The organism is Marinifilum breve, assembly GCF_003202155.1.
Taxonomy (GTDB): domain Bacteria; phylum Bacteroidota; class Bacteroidia; order Bacteroidales; family Marinifilaceae; genus Marinifilum; species Marinifilum breve.
Genome location: NZ_QFLI01000010.1, coordinates 171,903 through 190,464 on the forward strand (window position 1 = coordinate 171,903; position 18,562 = coordinate 190,464).

Below are 18,562 nucleotides of genomic sequence, written 5' to 3' on the forward strand. Positions count from 1 at the left end.
TTTTGTTGGCTGTTCATTGTTTACTGGCGAAGATAATGTTCTTGAATGAAATTAAAAATTCTCTCAGAAGCTTTATCATCAATGTTATCGTATGATTTTTGAATGATTTCTTCTCGCTTGCCTTCAAAGCTATCTTTATTGCTCAAATTTTCCATCAAATCTTTCTGAAGTTTTTGTTGGTTAGTAGATATTGGTCCAACAATAAAATCGTTAAAGAAAGTATGCAATTCACGATCTTTGGTTTCATACTTTTCACGATCGTAAAGCAAGAAGAAAATTGGTCGATTCAACAAGATGAAATCCATGTAAATGGACGAATAATCGCTAATCATGGCATCGGTTTCCGAAAGGAAAGGGTATACATCCTTTACATTATCGTACCATAGAATTCGTTCAAAATTATCGCTTATGCTTTGATATTGTGGCAGAGGATGCAGCTTGAATACAAATACCAAATCGTTCTGCAAGGCAAATTTATTTAGCGATTTTAAATCAAGAATCCCATCAGATATGCCATCGCCACCTGTATCGCGAAAAGTTGGAGCATACAGAACCGATTTGATTCCATTTTTGCGCATTTCCGCTACTTTTTGGATAGTCTCTACATCCGAATTTAAAAGTGCATTCTCGTACTTCTTAGGATTTACAATGATGTCGTTTCTAGGGTAACCTGTATCAATAAAATGATCGCTTATAAAAGCTGGTTTAAAGAACTTTTCGGTAAAGAATTTGCCAGTTGAAATAAGCGCTTGATATTTTGGCAATTTACCCACAAAATTAAGAATGAATCGGCGATACAATGAGCTGGTTTCCTGAATGAAAAACTTATTGCTGCGTTGAATTTTCTTGAAGCCTATGCCATGCCATATTTGAACAATTTTTGCTCTCCAAAACAACTGAAAACGACAATTGTCCATCCACGAAAAATTATCAACCACAAACACTTTACTTCTCAGCATGATCCAATAAGCTTTGCAAGAAGGATAGTAAAGAATATTGTCGTATTTCTGATTTAGTTCGTTGAAAACATCCCTGTTTGCAGTTAGCAAATAGAATTCCTGATCGGGTTTTTCCTCGGCCAAATAGAGGAAGAAGAATTTTACATTGTCGTTAAAGAATCCATCTTTGGCACCCATTAAAACCATCAGGTTTTTCTTTTTGGGAATCAGATAACTTATAGGAACAAGAAAAATCCACCCCAAAAGAGTGGTGAAAAATATAACAGGCTTGGAATGTTTATTTAGGTTCATTTATTGATTCAATTTTCGAATTTCGTTGTAAACTCTTTCGCAACTGCCATTATCCTGGTAAGTGTGGTACATATCGCGAATTTTTTTGCGCCATTTGGCGTGTGTTGTTGGCTGATCGAAATATCGTTTCAAGTGTGTGATAAACTCTTTCTGGCTTTCCGATTTTGCACCTGGACTATTCTCATCAAAGTTGATGAAAAATCCTTTGTATTGGCTGTATTCTTCCAAATCGTAGGGAAGAAAAACAACTGGTCGATCAAGCAACAGATAATCGATCCAAAGCGAAGAATAATCCGTAACCAGAATATCCACGTAAGGAAGCAAGTCATATACATCAGCAAACCTGTCTTGATCGGCTTTTATGACTCTCTCAATGGAAAAGAAATCGTGCTTTTTTTCAACCGATTTGCGTTTGATATCTTCTTTATGCCCACGAACCAGAATGTATGCATCTTCTTCTTCCAGGAACTTGGAAAGTTTATCTGCATCAAAATCCTCAAAAGGGAAAAAGTGGGTTTTGTGTCCTTCCTCGCGCCAGGTTGGTGCATAAAGAATAATTTTTCGATCCAGAAATGGATTTTTAAGAAGCAAATCGGTATTTAAATTTTCCGGGTCAGTCAAGTAATCGTTTCGCGGCAAACCCGTTACCCAGACATCATTCATGTCCATATTAAATCCGGCAGCATGTATAATTTGCTCTAAGGGCGAACTTCCCACCATATAGGAATAGCCTTGAAGTTGTTTCTGCTTGCCATATTTTCTCCATACAGGCGTTTGCAAACCCATTTTTTTCATTGGCGTTCCATGCCCCAGGTAGATGATGTTTTTACACTTTGCATGCAGGTAATATGGAGCAAAAGCAGCAGCGCTAATTCCATAGGAAATAATAACATGCTTGCTTCGTAAAAACAATAGAAAACCTTTAAAAGACCAGGCGTAAACTACTTCGCCCGGGAATTTTTCTTGTAACTGCTTGTACAATGCTTTGTGAGGCGTAAACAAAATGCTGTTGAAATCGTTCTTTACCCTCATGTATTCGAACAGGTATTTCGAATTGTCGAAATAGTTCTTTTCCGTCAAAAAGAATAGTGCAATTCTTTTGTTTTTAGGCACTAACTTCTCCAAAAAGAAATAGAACCAACGTAGAAAAAACAGCACGATATGCAGAAAAACAATTTTCTGCATAAAGTTTACAAATTCTTGTGTCTTATTGTATCCGCTATGCATTTTCCTTTTTGTAGTTTTTGATGGCAAAAGCAATTGCGCCCAATGCAAGAACGAAGAACAGAATCATACTTGTAAGAGATATTTTCTCTCCTATGTAGTATCCTTTCGGCTCGAATTTAAACTTTACTTTGTGATTTCCTGCTGGCAATTTCATAGCACGAAGCACATAGTTTGCTCTAAAGTGTTTTGCTGGTTTTCCATCGATATATGCATTCCAACCTGGCTGATAATATATCTCTGAGAAAACGGCCAGTTGTTCTGTTTTTGCTTGATATTCGTAGCTAATCTGATTTGGCGAATATTTTGTCATTCGAATATTGGCAGTTGAATCCGCAACAATACTGAAACCATTCAGCTGATCTTCGAAACGCTGATCAACAATTGCTTCTTTAGCCGGATCAAAGCCATTTAAAAGCATGATTTCTTCGTTAGCATCTTTAACCAATTTATATGAATCCACAAACCATGCGTTACCAAGTGCATTAGGATTAATGCTTACCTGAGCTCCCTTTTCTCCTTGGCTAATAATGTATTTCGCATTCAACATATCCAAAGCTTTCATGTTGCCTTTGTCGATATGATATTCGTACAATTCCTGAACACGACGCAATTTTGCCCCATGATAACCTCCAATGGATTTGTGGAAGTAGGATGGACGTGCATTCTGGAAAGGACCACCGATTTGTTCGAACACCCTATAATTGGTATTGTAGGTAACAGCCCAAAGTTGTGCTGCTACTTTTTCGTAATCGCTGGCTTTTCTGTTCTTTCTGGTGTAGTCTTTTACTGCCTGATCGGCAATTGTCTTTAATTCAGGATTGTTTTTTAATTCGTTCTGCAGAATTTGAAAATCTGCCATATTAGGCATGTATGCCAGATTCAATTCTTTCTTTTCTACAAATGCATCATTAGTTGTAAAGCGTTTGTTTACCGGATACAAATCAACTAAAATCAAAATAATTACCGCTGGGATAAAGAATTTTGCCTTCAGGTAATCTTTAGAATAGGCCCAAACTAAAGCTGCACCAACAAAAATGAACAGGAAGCTTCTTAAAGCATCAGCTTTGAACATGTCAATACGGGCATTAACCAAATCGTTCTGAATTTGAGCGATGAATGATACTGCATTCGGATTGGAAGCACTTATTTGGGTAAAATAGTTTTGCTCAACATCACTTAAGAAATCCAAACCAAAGGTTGGAATTAGGTAAAGGAGAATGGCAACACCTCCTGTTAATGCAAATGGCAGAACCAATACATTTAGATTCAAAGAAGCAAATTTCACTTTTTTCTTCAGTACTTCTGGTTCATCTATTAACTTTTTAAGTGCTAAAATGGCCATTAGCGGAATACACAGTTCAACGATAATCAAGATGGATGATACCGCTCTAAACTTGTTATAAAGTGGTACGTAGTCGAAGAACAGGTTTGTAAGGACTGCGAAGTTATGTCCCCAGGATAGCATGATTGCCAAAATAGTTGCAGTTAATAATCCCCATTTTAGGCGACCAGCCACAATAAATAAACCTAAGAAGAACAGAAACAATATAAATGCTCCCACATAAACAGGACCAACGGTAAATAACTGATTGCCCCAATAATGGTGGTTTTTTACCTGCTCCATATTGTAATAATCGGCAACAGATTTAACCTGTCCACCATTCACATAGTTCAAAACTTGCATACCTTCTTGTGGAGATCCTCCACCACCTTTGGCATTAGGAATCAGTAGGCTTAAAGTTTCCTGTATTCCGTAACTCCACATGGTTCCGTAATCTTTATCAACTCCAGTGGTTTGGTTGTCCTTGTTCCCCAAGCTTAATTCCGATTTACCTCGAATTGTGGATTTACTGTATTCGTATGAGCTATATAAGTTCGTGAAGTTAACCCCCAAAGCAATAATCGAAGCTATGGCAAGCACTCCTATGGCTTTAAAGAAATGTTTCAGATTCTTTTCTTTAAACTGGTGGTAGAATTCATAGATTAGAATACAAATAACCGTTAACATGAAGTAATAAGTCATTTGTATGTGATTGGAATACAATTCCATGATCAGGAAGAATGCGGCAATAATTCCACCCCAAAGATATCGTCCTCTTAGAACCATTAAAATTCCACCAAGGGCGGGAGGGATGAAAGCCAATGCATTTACCTTCCACAAGTGACCTGCACCAATAATAATGATGAAATAAGTTGAAAATGCATATGCAATGGAACCTGCAATAGAGAGCCATGGATTTACTCGTAAACTAATGAGAAGGATATAAAAACCAAGCATGTACAGAATGATATACTTTACAGGATCGGGAGTATAAAGCTCCATCATTTTTTTGAAAGTATACATGTCTTTTGCCTGGTAATCAACATTAATTTGATAAGATGGCATTCCTCCAAACATTGAGTTGGTCCACAAGGCATCTTCGCCAGTCTTTTCGCGAAAATCAATAATTTCTTTTTTAGCACCCCAAGCGTGAATTGAGTCACCCTTTTTGTACTGTTTTCCCTCCAAAGCTGGCTGGAAATACATGAATGCTACAATTAGAAATACCAGGATGGATACCAGGTGAGGCAATGCGGACTTAAATATCGACTTAAAACTCATATTGAATTATGAATTAGGATCCCGATAGTTATCGGGGATGAATTATGAGTGAATCAATTCATAATTCATCATTGATAATTGATAATTTTAAATTCAGGCTCTAAAATACAAAAAGCACAGAACAATATTGCCCTGTGCTTCACTTAATGTTTTTCGATTGTTTATTTCATTACAAACTCTGGTACTTTTGGGTATCAAGCATGCCATTGTAGTTTTTGTAAGTGTAATCATCCAACCATTGATAAAATTCTTCAATCTCTTTTTTATTCGCTTTAGACGAACGCCATTTCTTTAGATGCTTCTCTGTGTTATTGAAAAGTTCTTCTTCTGCTTTTTCAAGTTTTTGAATGATACCAGTCTTCTCAGCATTAATCAATTCTGATACTTTTAAGTATTTGTATCCAGCTGAGCGAGAAATTGGGTAACAGCGGTTTTTCAATTCCATAGCCATAGCATTTAAAGGGCAGTTCTCTTTTCCATCAGCCAATAATACTTTAGGCAAATTTTTACCACCTTTTACCCATACTGGTAATGCAATTGATGTATTTGGAAAACCAACTTGAGTCCAGATGGTAGCCAAGTCTTTGTCTTCACCTTCTTTCACACCTTCAATCATGATCATAGATGATGAGCCGTGACGAGTAATTAAATCTCCTGAATTCACAAAGTTTTCACCATATGGAACTGTTTCAAACTCTTTTCTGAAGTCTCTTTTCAAGACAGGGTGCTTTAAGCATCTTGAAAAGTCCTGAATTACAGTTTTTGCATTCATATCGCCACAAGCATCGGCTTGGTAGAAAATATCCTGAGCTGTTTGGAAACGAATAAATCCGTAACCAATATCTTTTTTACCAGTAAAGGAATAGTTGGTTCTCAAAATATATCCATTTGGTGCTTGTGCAGGATCGTTAGCATCAAACTTTGTAAAAGTATGATTATTTACCTCATAGAAAGCTATATTGCCATCAGCATCTAGCACACCAAAGTGAGCCGCCAATCCCATTGGTTTAGGTGTATCTTTCAATAATTGCTCAAACTCTTCAAGGTTTGCACACTGTTGCAAGGCCAATTTCATAAAGCGTCCTTCCTGATCTTTCAAAGAAGTTGTATCCTGCATATTTACATTAAAGGATGCAGAGTTCATGATTGCAAAACCCATAGCGTTCGATCCACCCCAGACGTTTTCCCCTTTTTCGTCGTTGGAATTGATCATTCCGATGTATGGATATTTACCATCGGTGAAATACATCATTTTGTTTTCAAAACTTTCTGTGTCGCGCAGTTTCCAAATGATTGGACGACCATCTTTTGTGTATTTACCTGATATCACTGCAGTGGTACAGGCTCCAGCCTGCCATACGCTTACTACAACAAGTAGCAGTAGGCTCAATAAATTTTTCATTTGTTAGTTAGTGGTTTAGTTGTGTTATCCTTTAAGAAGCCTCTAAATTAATCAATAATTCTTTTTTCTGTCCTTTCTAAATTGATATTCTTCACGAATAGTACCAATAACATCTGAATCTACTTCACCAAACAATACTTCTTCCTTTTCTTTAAGAATAGTAGGAGAGGTGTTGTAATCAATCCAAGGAGTACAGAAAATAGAATTGCCATATTCTTCTCCGGCTCGGTTCAGACTTAACATGTAAATTTGGTTTTCTAATGCCCGGGTAATTACAAAATGATGCCAACTTGGGAAACTGTTATCCTTGTAAAAAGCTACTGGATGTATCAGAAAATCAATTTTATGATCTAAGGCTAATGTTCTTGGTAGTTCAGGAAATCTCATGTCGTAACAGATAATAATGCCAATTTTTACGCCATTGATCTCGAAACTGATGGTGTTCCCACCTTGTTGGAAATACTCCTTTTCCATAGAGTTTCCGAATTGAGCCATGTGTTGCTTGCTGTAAATGCATTCCAGTTCACCTTTAGGATTGACAAGGGCTTGAGAGATGTAGAAACCATCTTCTTTTTTCTGAGGAAATCCATAACAGAGGTAACAGTTTTTCTTTTGAGCGATATCCGAAAAGAACTGAAAACTCTTGCCATTTGCATCTTCTGCTAATTCGTTTAGTTGATCGAATGTTTTCCGGGAATAACCGCTTGTGAAAAGCTCTGGCAGAACAATTAAATCAACCGATTCTAGCTTATCAATTATTTCCTTGGCATGCTGAAGATTCTCATCTCTATCGCTAATAGAATTGGCATCTTTGTTTTTGACCTGTATGGCAGAGAACTTAAGCTTAGGCATAATTATAGGGTTTAAAATACTAAGCTTAAATATAATAATACTTTTGTGGTCTTTGCGAGAAACAAAAAAGCCATCCTCAAACGAGAATGGCTTTCATATATTTTGAATTCAGCTTATACGACTTTATTCTAATTTATACGAGCGTATAATGCCGATACATTGCTCACACTCACTTATAAATGAAATACGTGAGTCGTTGAAGCAACTAATCGGTGTTATTTCAATTTCTTGAATAAAGATTTCATGCTAACATGTGAATCTAATATTTCAGCTAGTTTAGAAATCTCGATACGCTCTTGTTCCATGCTATCGCGGTGACGAATGGTAACTGTGTTGTCTTCCAATGATTGGTGATCAACAGTTACACAGAATGGAGTACCAATAGCATCCTGACGACGGTAACGCTTACCAATTGAGTCTTTCTCATCGTACTGACAGTTGAAATCGAATTTCAAGTCGTTGATGATTTCACGAGCTTTTTCAGGAAGACCATCTTTCTTTGTCAATGGCATAACTGCCAATTTGATTGGAGCCAAAGCAGCTGGTAGTCTTAATACAACACGTTCGTCGGTTTTTCCATCTTCTTTCTCGATTTTTTCTTCTGCATAAGCTTCCGACATAATCTGAAGGAACATACGGTCAACACCAATCGATGTCTCCACTACATAAGGAACGTAGCTCTTGTTCAATTCAGGATCGAAGTACTGAATTTTCTTACCTGAGAATTCCTGATGCTGGCTTAAATCGAAATCGGTACGAGAGTGAATCCCTTCCACCTCTTTAAATCCGAATGGGAATTTAAATTCAACATCGGTTGCAGCGTTAGCGTAGTGAGCCAACTTATCGTGATCGTGGAAACGGTATTTGTCTTCAGAGAATCCTAGAGCTTTGTGCCAGCTCATACGCGTTTCTTTCCACTTGTCGAACCATTTCATTTCTTCTCCCGGACGAACAAAGAACTGAAGTTCCATTTGTTCGAACTCACGCATGCGGAAGATAAATTGACGAGCTACAATCTCGTTACGGAAAGCTTTACCAATCTGAGCGATACCGAAAGGAATCTTCATACGACCAGTTTTCTGAACATTTAGGTAGTTTACGAAAATACCCTGTGCAGTTTCCGGACGAAGGAAAATTTTGCTGCTACCATCAGCAGTAGAACCCATTTCAGTTGAGAACATCAAGTTGAATTGACGAACGTCGGTCCAGTTCTTGGTACCTGAAATCGGACAAGCGATCTCATTATCGATAATGATTTGCTTCAATTCCTCAAGATCGTTCTTGTCTAAAGCCTCAACAAAACGCTTGTGTACCGCATCCATTTTTTCCTGGTTTGCTTTTACACGTGGGTTGGTTGCTCTGAATTGTTCTTCGTCGAACGAATCACCAAATTTTTTCTTCGCTTTAGCAACTTCCTTGTCCATTTTGGCTTCGAATTTCGCCATCAAATCTTCGATCAAAACATCAGCACGGTAACGTTTCTTCGAATCTTTGTTATCGATCAAAGGATCATTAAAAGCATCAACGTGGCCCGATGCTTTCCAAATGGTTGGGTGCATAAAAATAGCAGAATCAATCCCTACTACATTCTCGTGCAATTTTACCATTGAATCCCACCAATACTTTTTGATGTTGTTTTTCAATTCAACACCCAATTGTGCGTAATCGTAAACAGCACTTAGTCCATCGTAAATCTCCGACGACTGAAATACAAAACCGTATTCCTTACAATGGGCAACCAGTTTCTTGAAAACATCTTCCTGAGCCATAAATCTTATATTTTGAGTTTATTATTTTAATTTGAACGAAACACAAAAATACAAAAAAAGCCATTGGTTGGCTTTTCCATATCATTAATTTCTAGTGTTTTTGATAATTTATTTGCTGGATAGTGTAATACTATCGTTTGCGTAGCAGAAGTTTTATAAATTAATTAATCTACTTCTTCGAAATCCACATAATCACCTACATCCTTTTTGTTTGGATTTGATTTGCTATTTGGACTTTTATCGATGGTAACTTCACCTTCTCGCTTGTGTTGTTGTTCTTGCTGCTGTCTTTTAGCCTCATTCTGCATTTTATCAAAAGTTTTCTGCACCAAAAAAGGGAACATTGCACGAATGATCAATTTTAGCAAGTAATAAATACCGACAGCAATAATGATAAACTTTATAAATGCCATATTCTTATAATTTGAATGACAAAGATAACAGAATTATAACGAATGAGTAAAAGGGAGCTGAGGAATTGGTATGTATTACGCTTAAGAATGCAGAGAAAGATAGCTTAATAAAAGCAGAACAATACACTTAATTGTTCTTAGCGTATTAAATACTTGATACAAACCGTATCATACACTTGATACGAAGTGTTTCAAACCTATGATACGAAACGTTTCATATACTTGAAACGATGCGTTTCAAGCCTATGATACGAACTGTTTCATATACTTGAAACGGTAAAGAGGATTATAAGGAAGCTGTAAACACTAGCTCACTATGCTTTATTAAATACCTGGGCTTATCCTTTATTCTTTGCTTTAACTAAGGACTAAAGTATTACCAAAGAAAAATCCCGAGCTTCGTTAAGCCCGGGATTTTCTCTAACCACTATTTACTAACCTAAATCTAATTCTATGAAAAAACTTCTCTGTTTTGTACATTACAAATGTAGGCTGTAAATGTGCTAAATGGTTTAAATAAAAGTTAATGAAGCTTAAAAGTGAATTTTGAAGCTCAGTTTACCCCAAAGAAAAATCCCGAGCTTCGTTAAGCCCGGGATTTTCTTCTAACCACTATTTACTAACCTAAATCTAATTCTATGAAAAAACTTCTCTGTTTTGTACATTACAAATGTAGGTTGTAAATGTGCTAAATGGTTTAAACAAAAGTTAATGAAGCTTAAAAGTGAATTTTGAAGCTCAGTTTACCCCAAAGAAAAATCCCGAGCTTCGTTAAGCCCGGGATTTTCTCTAACCACTATTTACTAACCTAAATCTAATTCTATGAAAAAACTTCTCTGTTTTGTACATTACAAATATAGGTTGTATATGTGCTAAATGGTTTAAACAAAAGTTAATGAAACTTAAAAGAGTATTGTTGTATCGGTTTTGATTATAAAAAAAGGACTACCCATAGAAGGTAGCCCGGAATTTAAATTGATGTAAACACTCTGTTCACACAGAGCAATATAAAGTTACAACTTATTTGTATAATGGTTTCTTTTTATTTCCTATAGGTTCAAACCATGAACATTCGTCTTTCTTTTTGTTTTTATCCTTACAGCCAAATAATAGGTTAAAGCCGAAGCGTACATTGGCAACTTGAGCACTGTTAGGTCTAATTGCAGCCATAATATTATCGGTAATGGTATAAAATTGAACTGGACCAAGTTTAGCGGCTACTCCAAATCCAATATTATTGTAAGAATTGTTTACAGCTGTATAGCTTAAACTTGTGCTTAAGTTTCTAAAGAATCGTGCATTAGCCGATAAAGTAAGTGATGATTGAACTTTGCCATTAAAAATTTCAGTACGACTTAAAGCTCCTAAATTTACTCTATTATGAATTTGGTGTGAACCTCCTAAATAAATTTTGGTTGGTAAACCCACAGAGTAAGAACCCGTCAAATCTGACACACGAAATTCGTCTTGGATATCATCTACCAAATCATCAAATACATCTTCTATTTCTCTATAGTTTGGATCGTTTGAATTCCCAGATTGTGACCAGTCTGCACCATTGTAAGTGAACGATCCATCTTGAACAAATTCATAACCGTTAGATTTCCAAGTAATGGCTCCAATATCAAGTACACTTGCATAAAGTGTTGTTTTTTCATCCATTTTGTAAGTCATACCCAAATCCACTGCAAAACCTTTGTTGTCGGTATTCAAGAAGAAATCTTCATCGAAATCATCACTGCTAAAATTGATATCATCAACAAAACCATTGGCGTCGTAAGTAATTTGATTGATTGGAACAGATGCTCTTAATCGATGCTTAGAATTCAGTATCACCTGATCACCAGTTGAGGATGTGAAAACAGACATGTCTGATTCATCCATATGAAGATTGGCAATACCAAAAAGAACTTTCCCTTTTACACCTACAGTCCACTTATCGTTGATTTTCTTCGAAATACCCAAGGCAATTTCATGATAGGCATTGGCATCAACTCCCAATCCACCCCAATTGGAAGTTCTTCCTCTATAGTCGTAGTTACCATTCTTTAGAAAGGTAATCATTTCCTTATCGAAACTAAAGCGTGAGTCTTCTTTCTCGATTACATCAAGAGTGAAATAGAAGTCCTTTGCACGAATTCCCAATGCAAAAAGAGTCAATTCAAATTGCTGAGAAATAAAGTTGGTGGTTTTTAAAGCATCGTGAAAACTATTTACATCTACAACCAATGAATCGCTTCTAATGCCTGTTCCATCGGTAATCACATCATTGTAAGCAAAGCTACTGTTGCTGTAATTAAAATAGATGGAACTAAGAGCCGGAAAGCCAACAAAGACTTTACACTCTGGCTGTATTGCAGGATTTACTTGGTTTGATTGAGGTACATTCTGCATCAAATACAAGGTGTTGTTTAATTTTTGAGCAGTACTGTTCATAGTCAGGAGTACAAAAAGTAATCCTGTAAGAGATATCTTGGTTAAAATTCTTGTCATTATAGGATGTTTTAAAGTGCTTGTTTTAGTTGCTTAGGTCAAGTTGCGCTTGTACCGATATGGTGAACTTTAATTCGTAATCGCCTTTTAGCTTTACTGGAATTCCTCCATTTTGAGTACTTACAACAGCATTTATAATGATGTTTTCGGTTTTGTTAAGGTTAGCAATTTGAGCTTGCGTTAATTTTATTTCGTGGGAAACTTCCTTAATCGAATTCGGATCAACCACACCAATATTTGCTCCCGAAGTATAAACCGAAGCGGCATCAATTACTTCATTGTCTTTAATCTCATCAATTACATTGTAGCTAGCATCAGTAAGTTGAATGTTTTCAACGGTAACATCAAGTGGGTAACCATTTTTGGCTGTAATTACCACTGCGGCATTCATTACTTTATCCGCATCATCAATATCAATGTCATCAATTGTATCCTTAAGTGTTAGGTTTGTTGCAGTAAATTCCAACGGAATTTCAATTTCGATATCCGCATCAATTCTTGAGGTATTACTTATAATGTTGGGCTGAGTAGCAACATCTACCGTGTTAGGATTCAAGTTTACATTACCAAAATAATCCAACCTGTCTGATGGAGGAAGTGCCATTAAATCAACAATGTCTGAATTGGTTTTATCGTAAGTAATGGTTTCTTCATTAGGAGTATCTAAAACATCGGCAATGGTTTTAGGATAATTAACAGGTTGCAATACATCAGGATTTAAATTCTGAGTATTACCACCCGAGCTGTAACCCGTGATGTTTGCATTTATAGCAAAAGGAACACCAACTGAATTGCGCAAGTGAACATGAATCTTAGGATCTGCAAAACGGTATTCACCATCTACATCATCCCAAAAATCCACATCCAAATCAATACTACCTGTTCCAATATTAATTGCTTGCTTGCCAAAATCACCTGATGCAGTAATAAAGTCGATATTCTGAACCGTTAAATTAACTCCTACATTTCCGCTTCCACTGATATTACCTCCATTGTCTCGTATAAATACAGAAAAATCAATGTCAATTTCATTACTGGTAGTGTACGGAGTTGTAAAATTAACTGTAGCATTGTTAAGAGTAATGCTTTCTGGTTGATTGTTTGCATTGGCCCCTACACGAAAAGTTCGAGTCACTACGCTTCCACCTTCGCTTATTCCAGGAAATGTAATGGTTAAATCAATTTCGGTATTCAAAGGGTTAGTTAATCTTAAATCGATATCTGTGTTTAGCAATAATTCAGATAGAATAATATCAGGATTACCTGCATTTACCGAGAATGTTTCTGAGAAATTGATTGGATTTACAGGAATCGATGCATGAGGAATCCCCGGAAAGTTGCCAATTGCAATTCCAAGATTCTGACTCACCTGATTTGGGAAATTTAATACTTCATCAACAGCATAAGAAAAGATATCATTTTCGCGATGTCGGATCACAAGGTTGTTTCCTTCTAAAAATATGGTTTGATCGTTTGGATCAAGCTCGTGTTCGTTTAAAAGGTACCAAAGGGTATAAGTACCATATCCAACAGGAGCAATCATGTTTGGAGTCCATTCAACTTTCTCGGATAAGCGATCCATGTCGTAATCGTCAGAATCGAAACAAGATTGTGTTGTAATGGCCAATAGTCCACAAAGAATTAGTGGAATCAGAAATCGTGATTTAGATATCATAGTAATGTAATTAAATAGACAATATTAGTTTTGAACCGAATTCAACATCTAAAACCCTAGCTTTAATGTTAAATTTTATCCGGATCAAAAAAAGCAATTAATCATGTGAGAAAATAAATCTGATACATGAATTAATTGTAATTGTTGACAAACGGCCTAGTGTACGGAATAGTTTAATAAGAAGTTGCGATTATCACCTACATAAAGATTAAACGATTTGTTGCCCGCTTTGGCAAAGCCAATTGAAAACTCGGTATTGCCCTTTAACGGGAAGCCGGAATGATTATTTCCTTTCAAATCAATCAAATAGATTTTATTTTCGTTTTCGGTGCAGATGCCAATTTCTATTTTTCTTCTAGAGAACTTGTAAACATTGGGTCTGTAGCTAATTCCAGAATCGAATTTCTTCTCTAGCTTTTGATCTCCCGATGCATCGAAAATTTTAAGAAAATTGTAATCAGCAAATAGATATTCGTTCTTCCCATCGGAGTTAATATCGGCAGCCGTAAAGTAATGTGCTTCCGATAACTGAGTGAAAGACTTTGATTCCACTTTACCATTAAAATAGATGTAGTGAATGGTTCCATTGGTATCGCTTGTCACCAGGCGATTATTTTGTTTTTCCAAATAAAAAGGATTGTTCTCTGATTTAGAGAATTGCTTTTTCAACTTCACTCTTTCAACACCACGACGGTTTAGTATGTACACTCTAAACTTATCGGCATAAACAATGTAATCTTTGCCGCCAATTCTGAAGTGCTGGATTTCACATGTAATTGGATTTTCTGCTTTCTTAGGATTCCAACCTGTTATTATCTTTCCTTCTTTTGAATAAGCATATACGCGCTGATCTTTACAAGGAATAAAAATACGGTAGTTCTTGTTCTTGTCGTAATCGAAAATGGCAATGCCACGAGCCGCTTCTGCTTTTAGGCGTACCGGATAATTTTTAACGTAGTTTCCGTTTCTGTCGATTAAGTGCAAATGATTTTTGGTTGCAAAAAGGTATTGCAGCTTGTTGTTTTTAAATAAATCAATCTGCTCAACCTTACCAACTATCTGCGAATCCAAATGCTTTTTCCATAGAATCCTTCCTGCTGGATTTACCAGGTAGATTTGGTTCTGAATATCTTGCACAAAGATTTCGTTTTCTTTGGTATAGTGGTTTTTAACCAGGTAAGGCTTGTGGCGGAAACAAGTATCAATTCTTGATTCCCAATCGGTTTGTGGTGCCGACTCCAGAACCGGATCATACTCAATAAACAGATTGTTGTAAATTAAGTTTCTGTTCGAGCTCAATTGCAAGCCAACTGCCTGAAACTTGTTTACACTTTCCTTGTGGTTTTGTATTTCAGATTGAAGCTCTTCATTCAGAAAACTTGTGATAAAACGGTTTGCCTTCGGTGTTGAAGTGTAAAAGAAGAAGTTCGCTTTATTCGATAGATATTCCTTGTTTTCCTGGTAGTTTTGGTTGCTGTCCAAAGTTTTACCTAACACAGATTCCTGAATAAATTCAGACAATGCATTAATGCTTGGTCCCATTACCAAATAGTTATCGATAAAGGTGAAGTAAGCCGATGAGGCATCACTAAAGAAGCTGCCAAATAACTTTTCGGGAAGTCGATCTTCTGGTAATCGGTAAATGTCAAAAGAAGTTTCAGAATCGAGCTTGTAAGTTCTTTTGTAGTAGGATAGGGTTCGTTCTTGTTTTTTAGCAAAACCAAGAATAGGTTTTAACATCTTCTCTTTTGCAATACTGGCACTCTTTGTGCGGATTACAGTAAACTTTTTATCGGCATTTCCTTCTGCAAAGGCCAAACCTATTTCTTTATAGATGATCGAGAAAATGATCTCTTCAAAATCTTCACCCGTTTTCTTTTTCAGGTCATTAATGGCTTTCTGGTAATCGGAAAGTTTTCCCATTTGATCTAAAAACTTGCGATATTTTCCTTTGTGAAGCAGTGGATCATCAATGCCCAACACAGCCAAAACACCAGTTGTAGCTGGCAGAATGGATTCCATTTCCATCTTTACAGGTTCTTGCTGTAAAAACAAGTTCATCAGGTTTCCTTGACTTGGATCGCTATAGGTAAATCCATTCAACAGGATGATTCTGTTTCTGAAGCTTAAATCCAGCTCGGTCCAGTTTCCGATGTTGGTATAATTGCGAATAAACTTGCTGTGTTCCTTGTTTAACGAGAAGGAAATTTGTTTTGGAAAAGTCTTTAAATTCAGGAAGATATTCGCATCAACATTTTTGCCAATGGTTCTTCTGATTTGTTCAAATCCTTTGGTTTTAGATATAGAATTATCAGTGCTTAATTGTCGAACCGAGTTTTCCAATAGTAGCATCGATCTGCTGGCCAGGAACAATCCTTTTGAGAAGGTAAAGTGCAGTTCTTTTTCCTTTTTACTGGCTGCAGGAATGCTGTAAATACTTGTGTTTTGATAGTTTCTTTCACGCAAAACCAAGTCTGGTCCAATCCAATTCGAAACCGCAGTTTGTAGTTTCTTTTCCTCCAGGTAATCCAGTATTGGCAGAATGTAAAGGTATTCAATGTCATTTTTTCCTTGCAGATGACTGGCCATGGTAAACGATCGGTCGAGAGTAAATTGATGATCCGAATCAATCTTACTTGCCAAACTATCTATGAACTGAAGGTTTTCATTGATTTTTGCAATCTTATGGAAATTTCCTAACTCTTTCCATGCACCGGTATTGTTCTCCAATTTTGTGATTAGATGCTCCAAACTTTCAAACTGAACGATTAATTCGGAGTTCACCGGAATTGCTGAAAAAGGGTCGACGCCTTTGTATTCCTTTTGTTTTTGAAGATATAGGTAGCCTAAAACGATGATTGCCAAAAGCAAAACAATAAAGAAAGAGGTAAGAATTTTTCTCAGCATAGTAAACAGATTGCAAGGTATAGTGTTGCTTCAAAAATAAGAATTTATGCAGTGTTTAAAAAATTATGTGAAAGGCTTTTGTGTCAATGCCTGCTTATTTCGTGAATTAAGAGTTTTGCTAGGTGAAAGCGTGAGTTTTTCATGCAAAAAAGCCCCGACCAAAGTCGAGGCTAAATGTTGAAAATTTAGTCTTGGTTGAATTACAAATCAAATTTGATTCCTTGGGCCAATGGTAACTCGGTTCCAAAGTTTAATGTGTTGGTTTGTCTTCTCATGTAGGTCTTCCAAGAATCGGATCCTGACTCACGACCACCACCAGTTTCTTTTTCACCACCAAAAGCACCACCAATTTCGGCACCCGATGTTCCGATGTTTACATTGGCAATACCGCAATCACTACCTACGGCAGAAATAAAGGTTTGTGCTTCTCTCATGTTTAGGGTAAATATCGATGAGGATAAACCTTGTGGAACGTTGTTGTGCAACTCAATGGCTTCTTCAAGCGTACTGTATTTCATGATGTACAGAACAGGAACAAAAGATTCGTCCTGAACAATCTGCCAATGGTTTTCTACCTCGCAGAATGTTGGCAATACATAGTTTCCTTCCAGTACTTTGTCGCCAAATACAATAGTACCACCTGCTTTCTTCACCTCTGCAATGGCATTTTGGTAAACCTCAACCGCTCCTTCATCTATTACAGGACCTACCAAAGTATTTTCGTCAAGTGGATTTCCAATTTTGGACTCAACTTGTTTGTAGGCACTCAGCAAACGGTTCTTCACATCATCATAAATGCTTTCGTGAATAATCAATCGACGGGTTGAAGTGCATCGCTGACCAGCAGTTCCGACAGATCCAAATACAATGCCGGGAATGGCGATATCCAAATCAGCAGTAGGAGCAACAATAATGGCATTGTTTCCACCTAACTCGGCAATGGTTCTTCCCAAACGAGCGCCTACTTTTTCGGCAACTCTCTTACCAATGGCAGTCGATCCGGTAACTGAAATCAACGGAACACGCTTGTCTTCAATAAAATTATCTCCCATTACCGATGATTTTGCAACTACCAGGTTGAAAACACCTTCGGGAACATTATTTTCTTTTAATACGTTTTGAATGATTTTATGACAGGCAATGGCACAAAGAGGCACTTTCGAGCTAGGTTTCCAAATTACAACATCACCACAAACAGCAGCAATCATGGCGTTCCATGCCCAAACCGCAACCGGGAAATTAAATGCAGAAATCACACCCACCAATCCAAGAGGGTGATACTGATCCATCATTTTGTGATCTGGTCTTTCCGAATGCATGGTAAATCCGTAAAGCATTCTTGACTGACCCACTGCAAAGTCGCAAATGTCAATCATTTCCTGAACCTCGCCCAAACCTTCCTGGTAAATCTTACCCATTTCGAGGGTAACCAATTTGCCCAAATCATCTTTGGCATCGCGAAGGGCATTTCCAATTTGTCTAACGATTTCACCACGTTTTGGTGCTGGCATTTTTCTCCAAACCTTAAAGGCTTCCTGAGCTTTTACCAGAACTTTTTCATAATCATCCTTATCAGCATTTTTAACTTTTGCAATAAGTGATCCGTCAATAGGAGAGTAGGATTCTGTGATATCTCCCTTGCAATCGAACCATTCAGTTCCAGTTGATACTCCGGCATTTACATCTGCTATGCCTAGTCGGTTTAGTGTTTCTTGTACTCCAAAATTCTTTTTGAGTTCTTGTGAAGTTGTAATTTCCATTTGATTATGAATTTATTGTGGTATTAAGGGTTAAACTTGAGAAGAATACAATTTAATAAAACTAAATCTAAATAGTAATGATTTTTATCAGTTTATTTCAACTGTTTTGGATTCTAAGTTCTCTAATTTCAACTGGTTTGTCATTTCGCAATCATTCCAAATGGGAAAGTTTCAGGTTTTAATCCTTAATGAAGGAGATTGATTAGGTTTTA

General features: G+C 36.8%; 11 protein-coding genes. All 11 read right to left on the reverse strand.

What is annotated here, in order from left to right:
- Positions 1-20: 20 nt before the first annotated feature.
- The 11 genes from DF185_RS19050 to amaB all read right to left on the reverse strand — a co-directional run bounded on the left by DF185_RS19050 (position 21) and on the right by amaB (position 18,350).
- The gene (locus DF185_RS19050) at positions 21-1,250 is read right to left on the reverse strand and encodes a CDP-glycerol glycerophosphotransferase family protein (protein WP_110362606.1); all 1,230 of its coding nucleotides are present in this window, start codon (positions 1,248-1,250) and stop codon (positions 21-23) included.
- The gene (locus DF185_RS19055; protein WP_110362608.1) at positions 1,251-2,477 is read right to left on the reverse strand and encodes a CDP-glycerol glycerophosphotransferase family protein; all 1,227 of its coding nucleotides are present in this window, start codon (positions 2,475-2,477) and stop codon (positions 1,251-1,253) included.
- The gene (locus tag DF185_RS19060) at positions 2,470-5,079 is read right to left on the reverse strand and encodes a YfhO family protein (protein WP_110362610.1); all 2,610 of its coding nucleotides are present in this window, start codon (positions 5,077-5,079) and stop codon (positions 2,470-2,472) included. Before DF185_RS19060 ends, DF185_RS19055 begins: the two co-directional genes overlap by 8 nt.
- Before the next feature lie 169 nt (positions 5,080-5,248).
- Entirely contained in the window at positions 5,249-6,481 is a 1,233-nt protein-coding gene (locus tag DF185_RS19065) for a carcinine hydrolase/isopenicillin-N N-acyltransferase family protein (RefSeq protein ID WP_110362612.1), read from the reverse strand.
- Positions 6,482-6,532: 51 nt separating this feature from the next.
- Positions 6,533-7,333 (reverse strand): carbon-nitrogen hydrolase family protein, encoded by an 801-nt coding sequence (locus tag DF185_RS19070; RefSeq protein WP_110362614.1) that lies wholly within the window; start codon positions 7,331-7,333, stop codon positions 6,533-6,535.
- 215 nt (positions 7,334-7,548) lie between these two features.
- Complete coding sequence (locus tag DF185_RS19075; RefSeq protein WP_110362616.1) at positions 7,549-9,102, reverse strand: glycine--tRNA ligase; 1,554 nt, start codon at positions 9,100-9,102, stop codon at positions 7,549-7,551.
- Positions 9,103-9,266: 164 nt separating this feature from the next.
- Positions 9,267-9,515: a DUF4834 family protein gene (locus tag DF185_RS19080; protein WP_110362618.1), complete on the reverse strand. Its 249-nt coding sequence runs from the start codon at positions 9,513-9,515 to the stop codon at positions 9,267-9,269.
- A 1,020-nt stretch (positions 9,516-10,535) separates the two neighbouring features.
- Positions 10,536-12,008 carry a DUF5723 family protein gene (locus tag DF185_RS19085; protein WP_133250090.1) on the reverse strand — a complete coding sequence of 491 codons (1,473 nt, stop codon included), beginning with the start codon at positions 12,006-12,008 and terminating at the stop codon, positions 10,536-10,538.
- 25 nt (positions 12,009-12,033) lie between these two features.
- On the reverse strand, positions 12,034-13,683 hold the full coding sequence (locus DF185_RS19090) for a hypothetical protein (RefSeq protein ID WP_110362622.1): 1,650 nt from the start codon (positions 13,681-13,683) through the stop codon (positions 12,034-12,036).
- 156 nt (positions 13,684-13,839) lie between these two features.
- The gene (locus DF185_RS19095) at positions 13,840-16,590 is read right to left on the reverse strand and encodes a DUF3352 domain-containing protein (RefSeq protein ID WP_110362624.1); all 2,751 of its coding nucleotides are present in this window, start codon (positions 16,588-16,590) and stop codon (positions 13,840-13,842) included.
- A gap of 200 nt (positions 16,591-16,790) precedes the next feature.
- Complete coding sequence (gene amaB, locus DF185_RS19100; RefSeq protein ID WP_110362626.1) at positions 16,791-18,350, reverse strand: L-piperidine-6-carboxylate dehydrogenase; 1,560 nt, start codon at positions 18,348-18,350, stop codon at positions 16,791-16,793.
- Positions 18,351-18,562 lie beyond the last annotated feature (212 nt).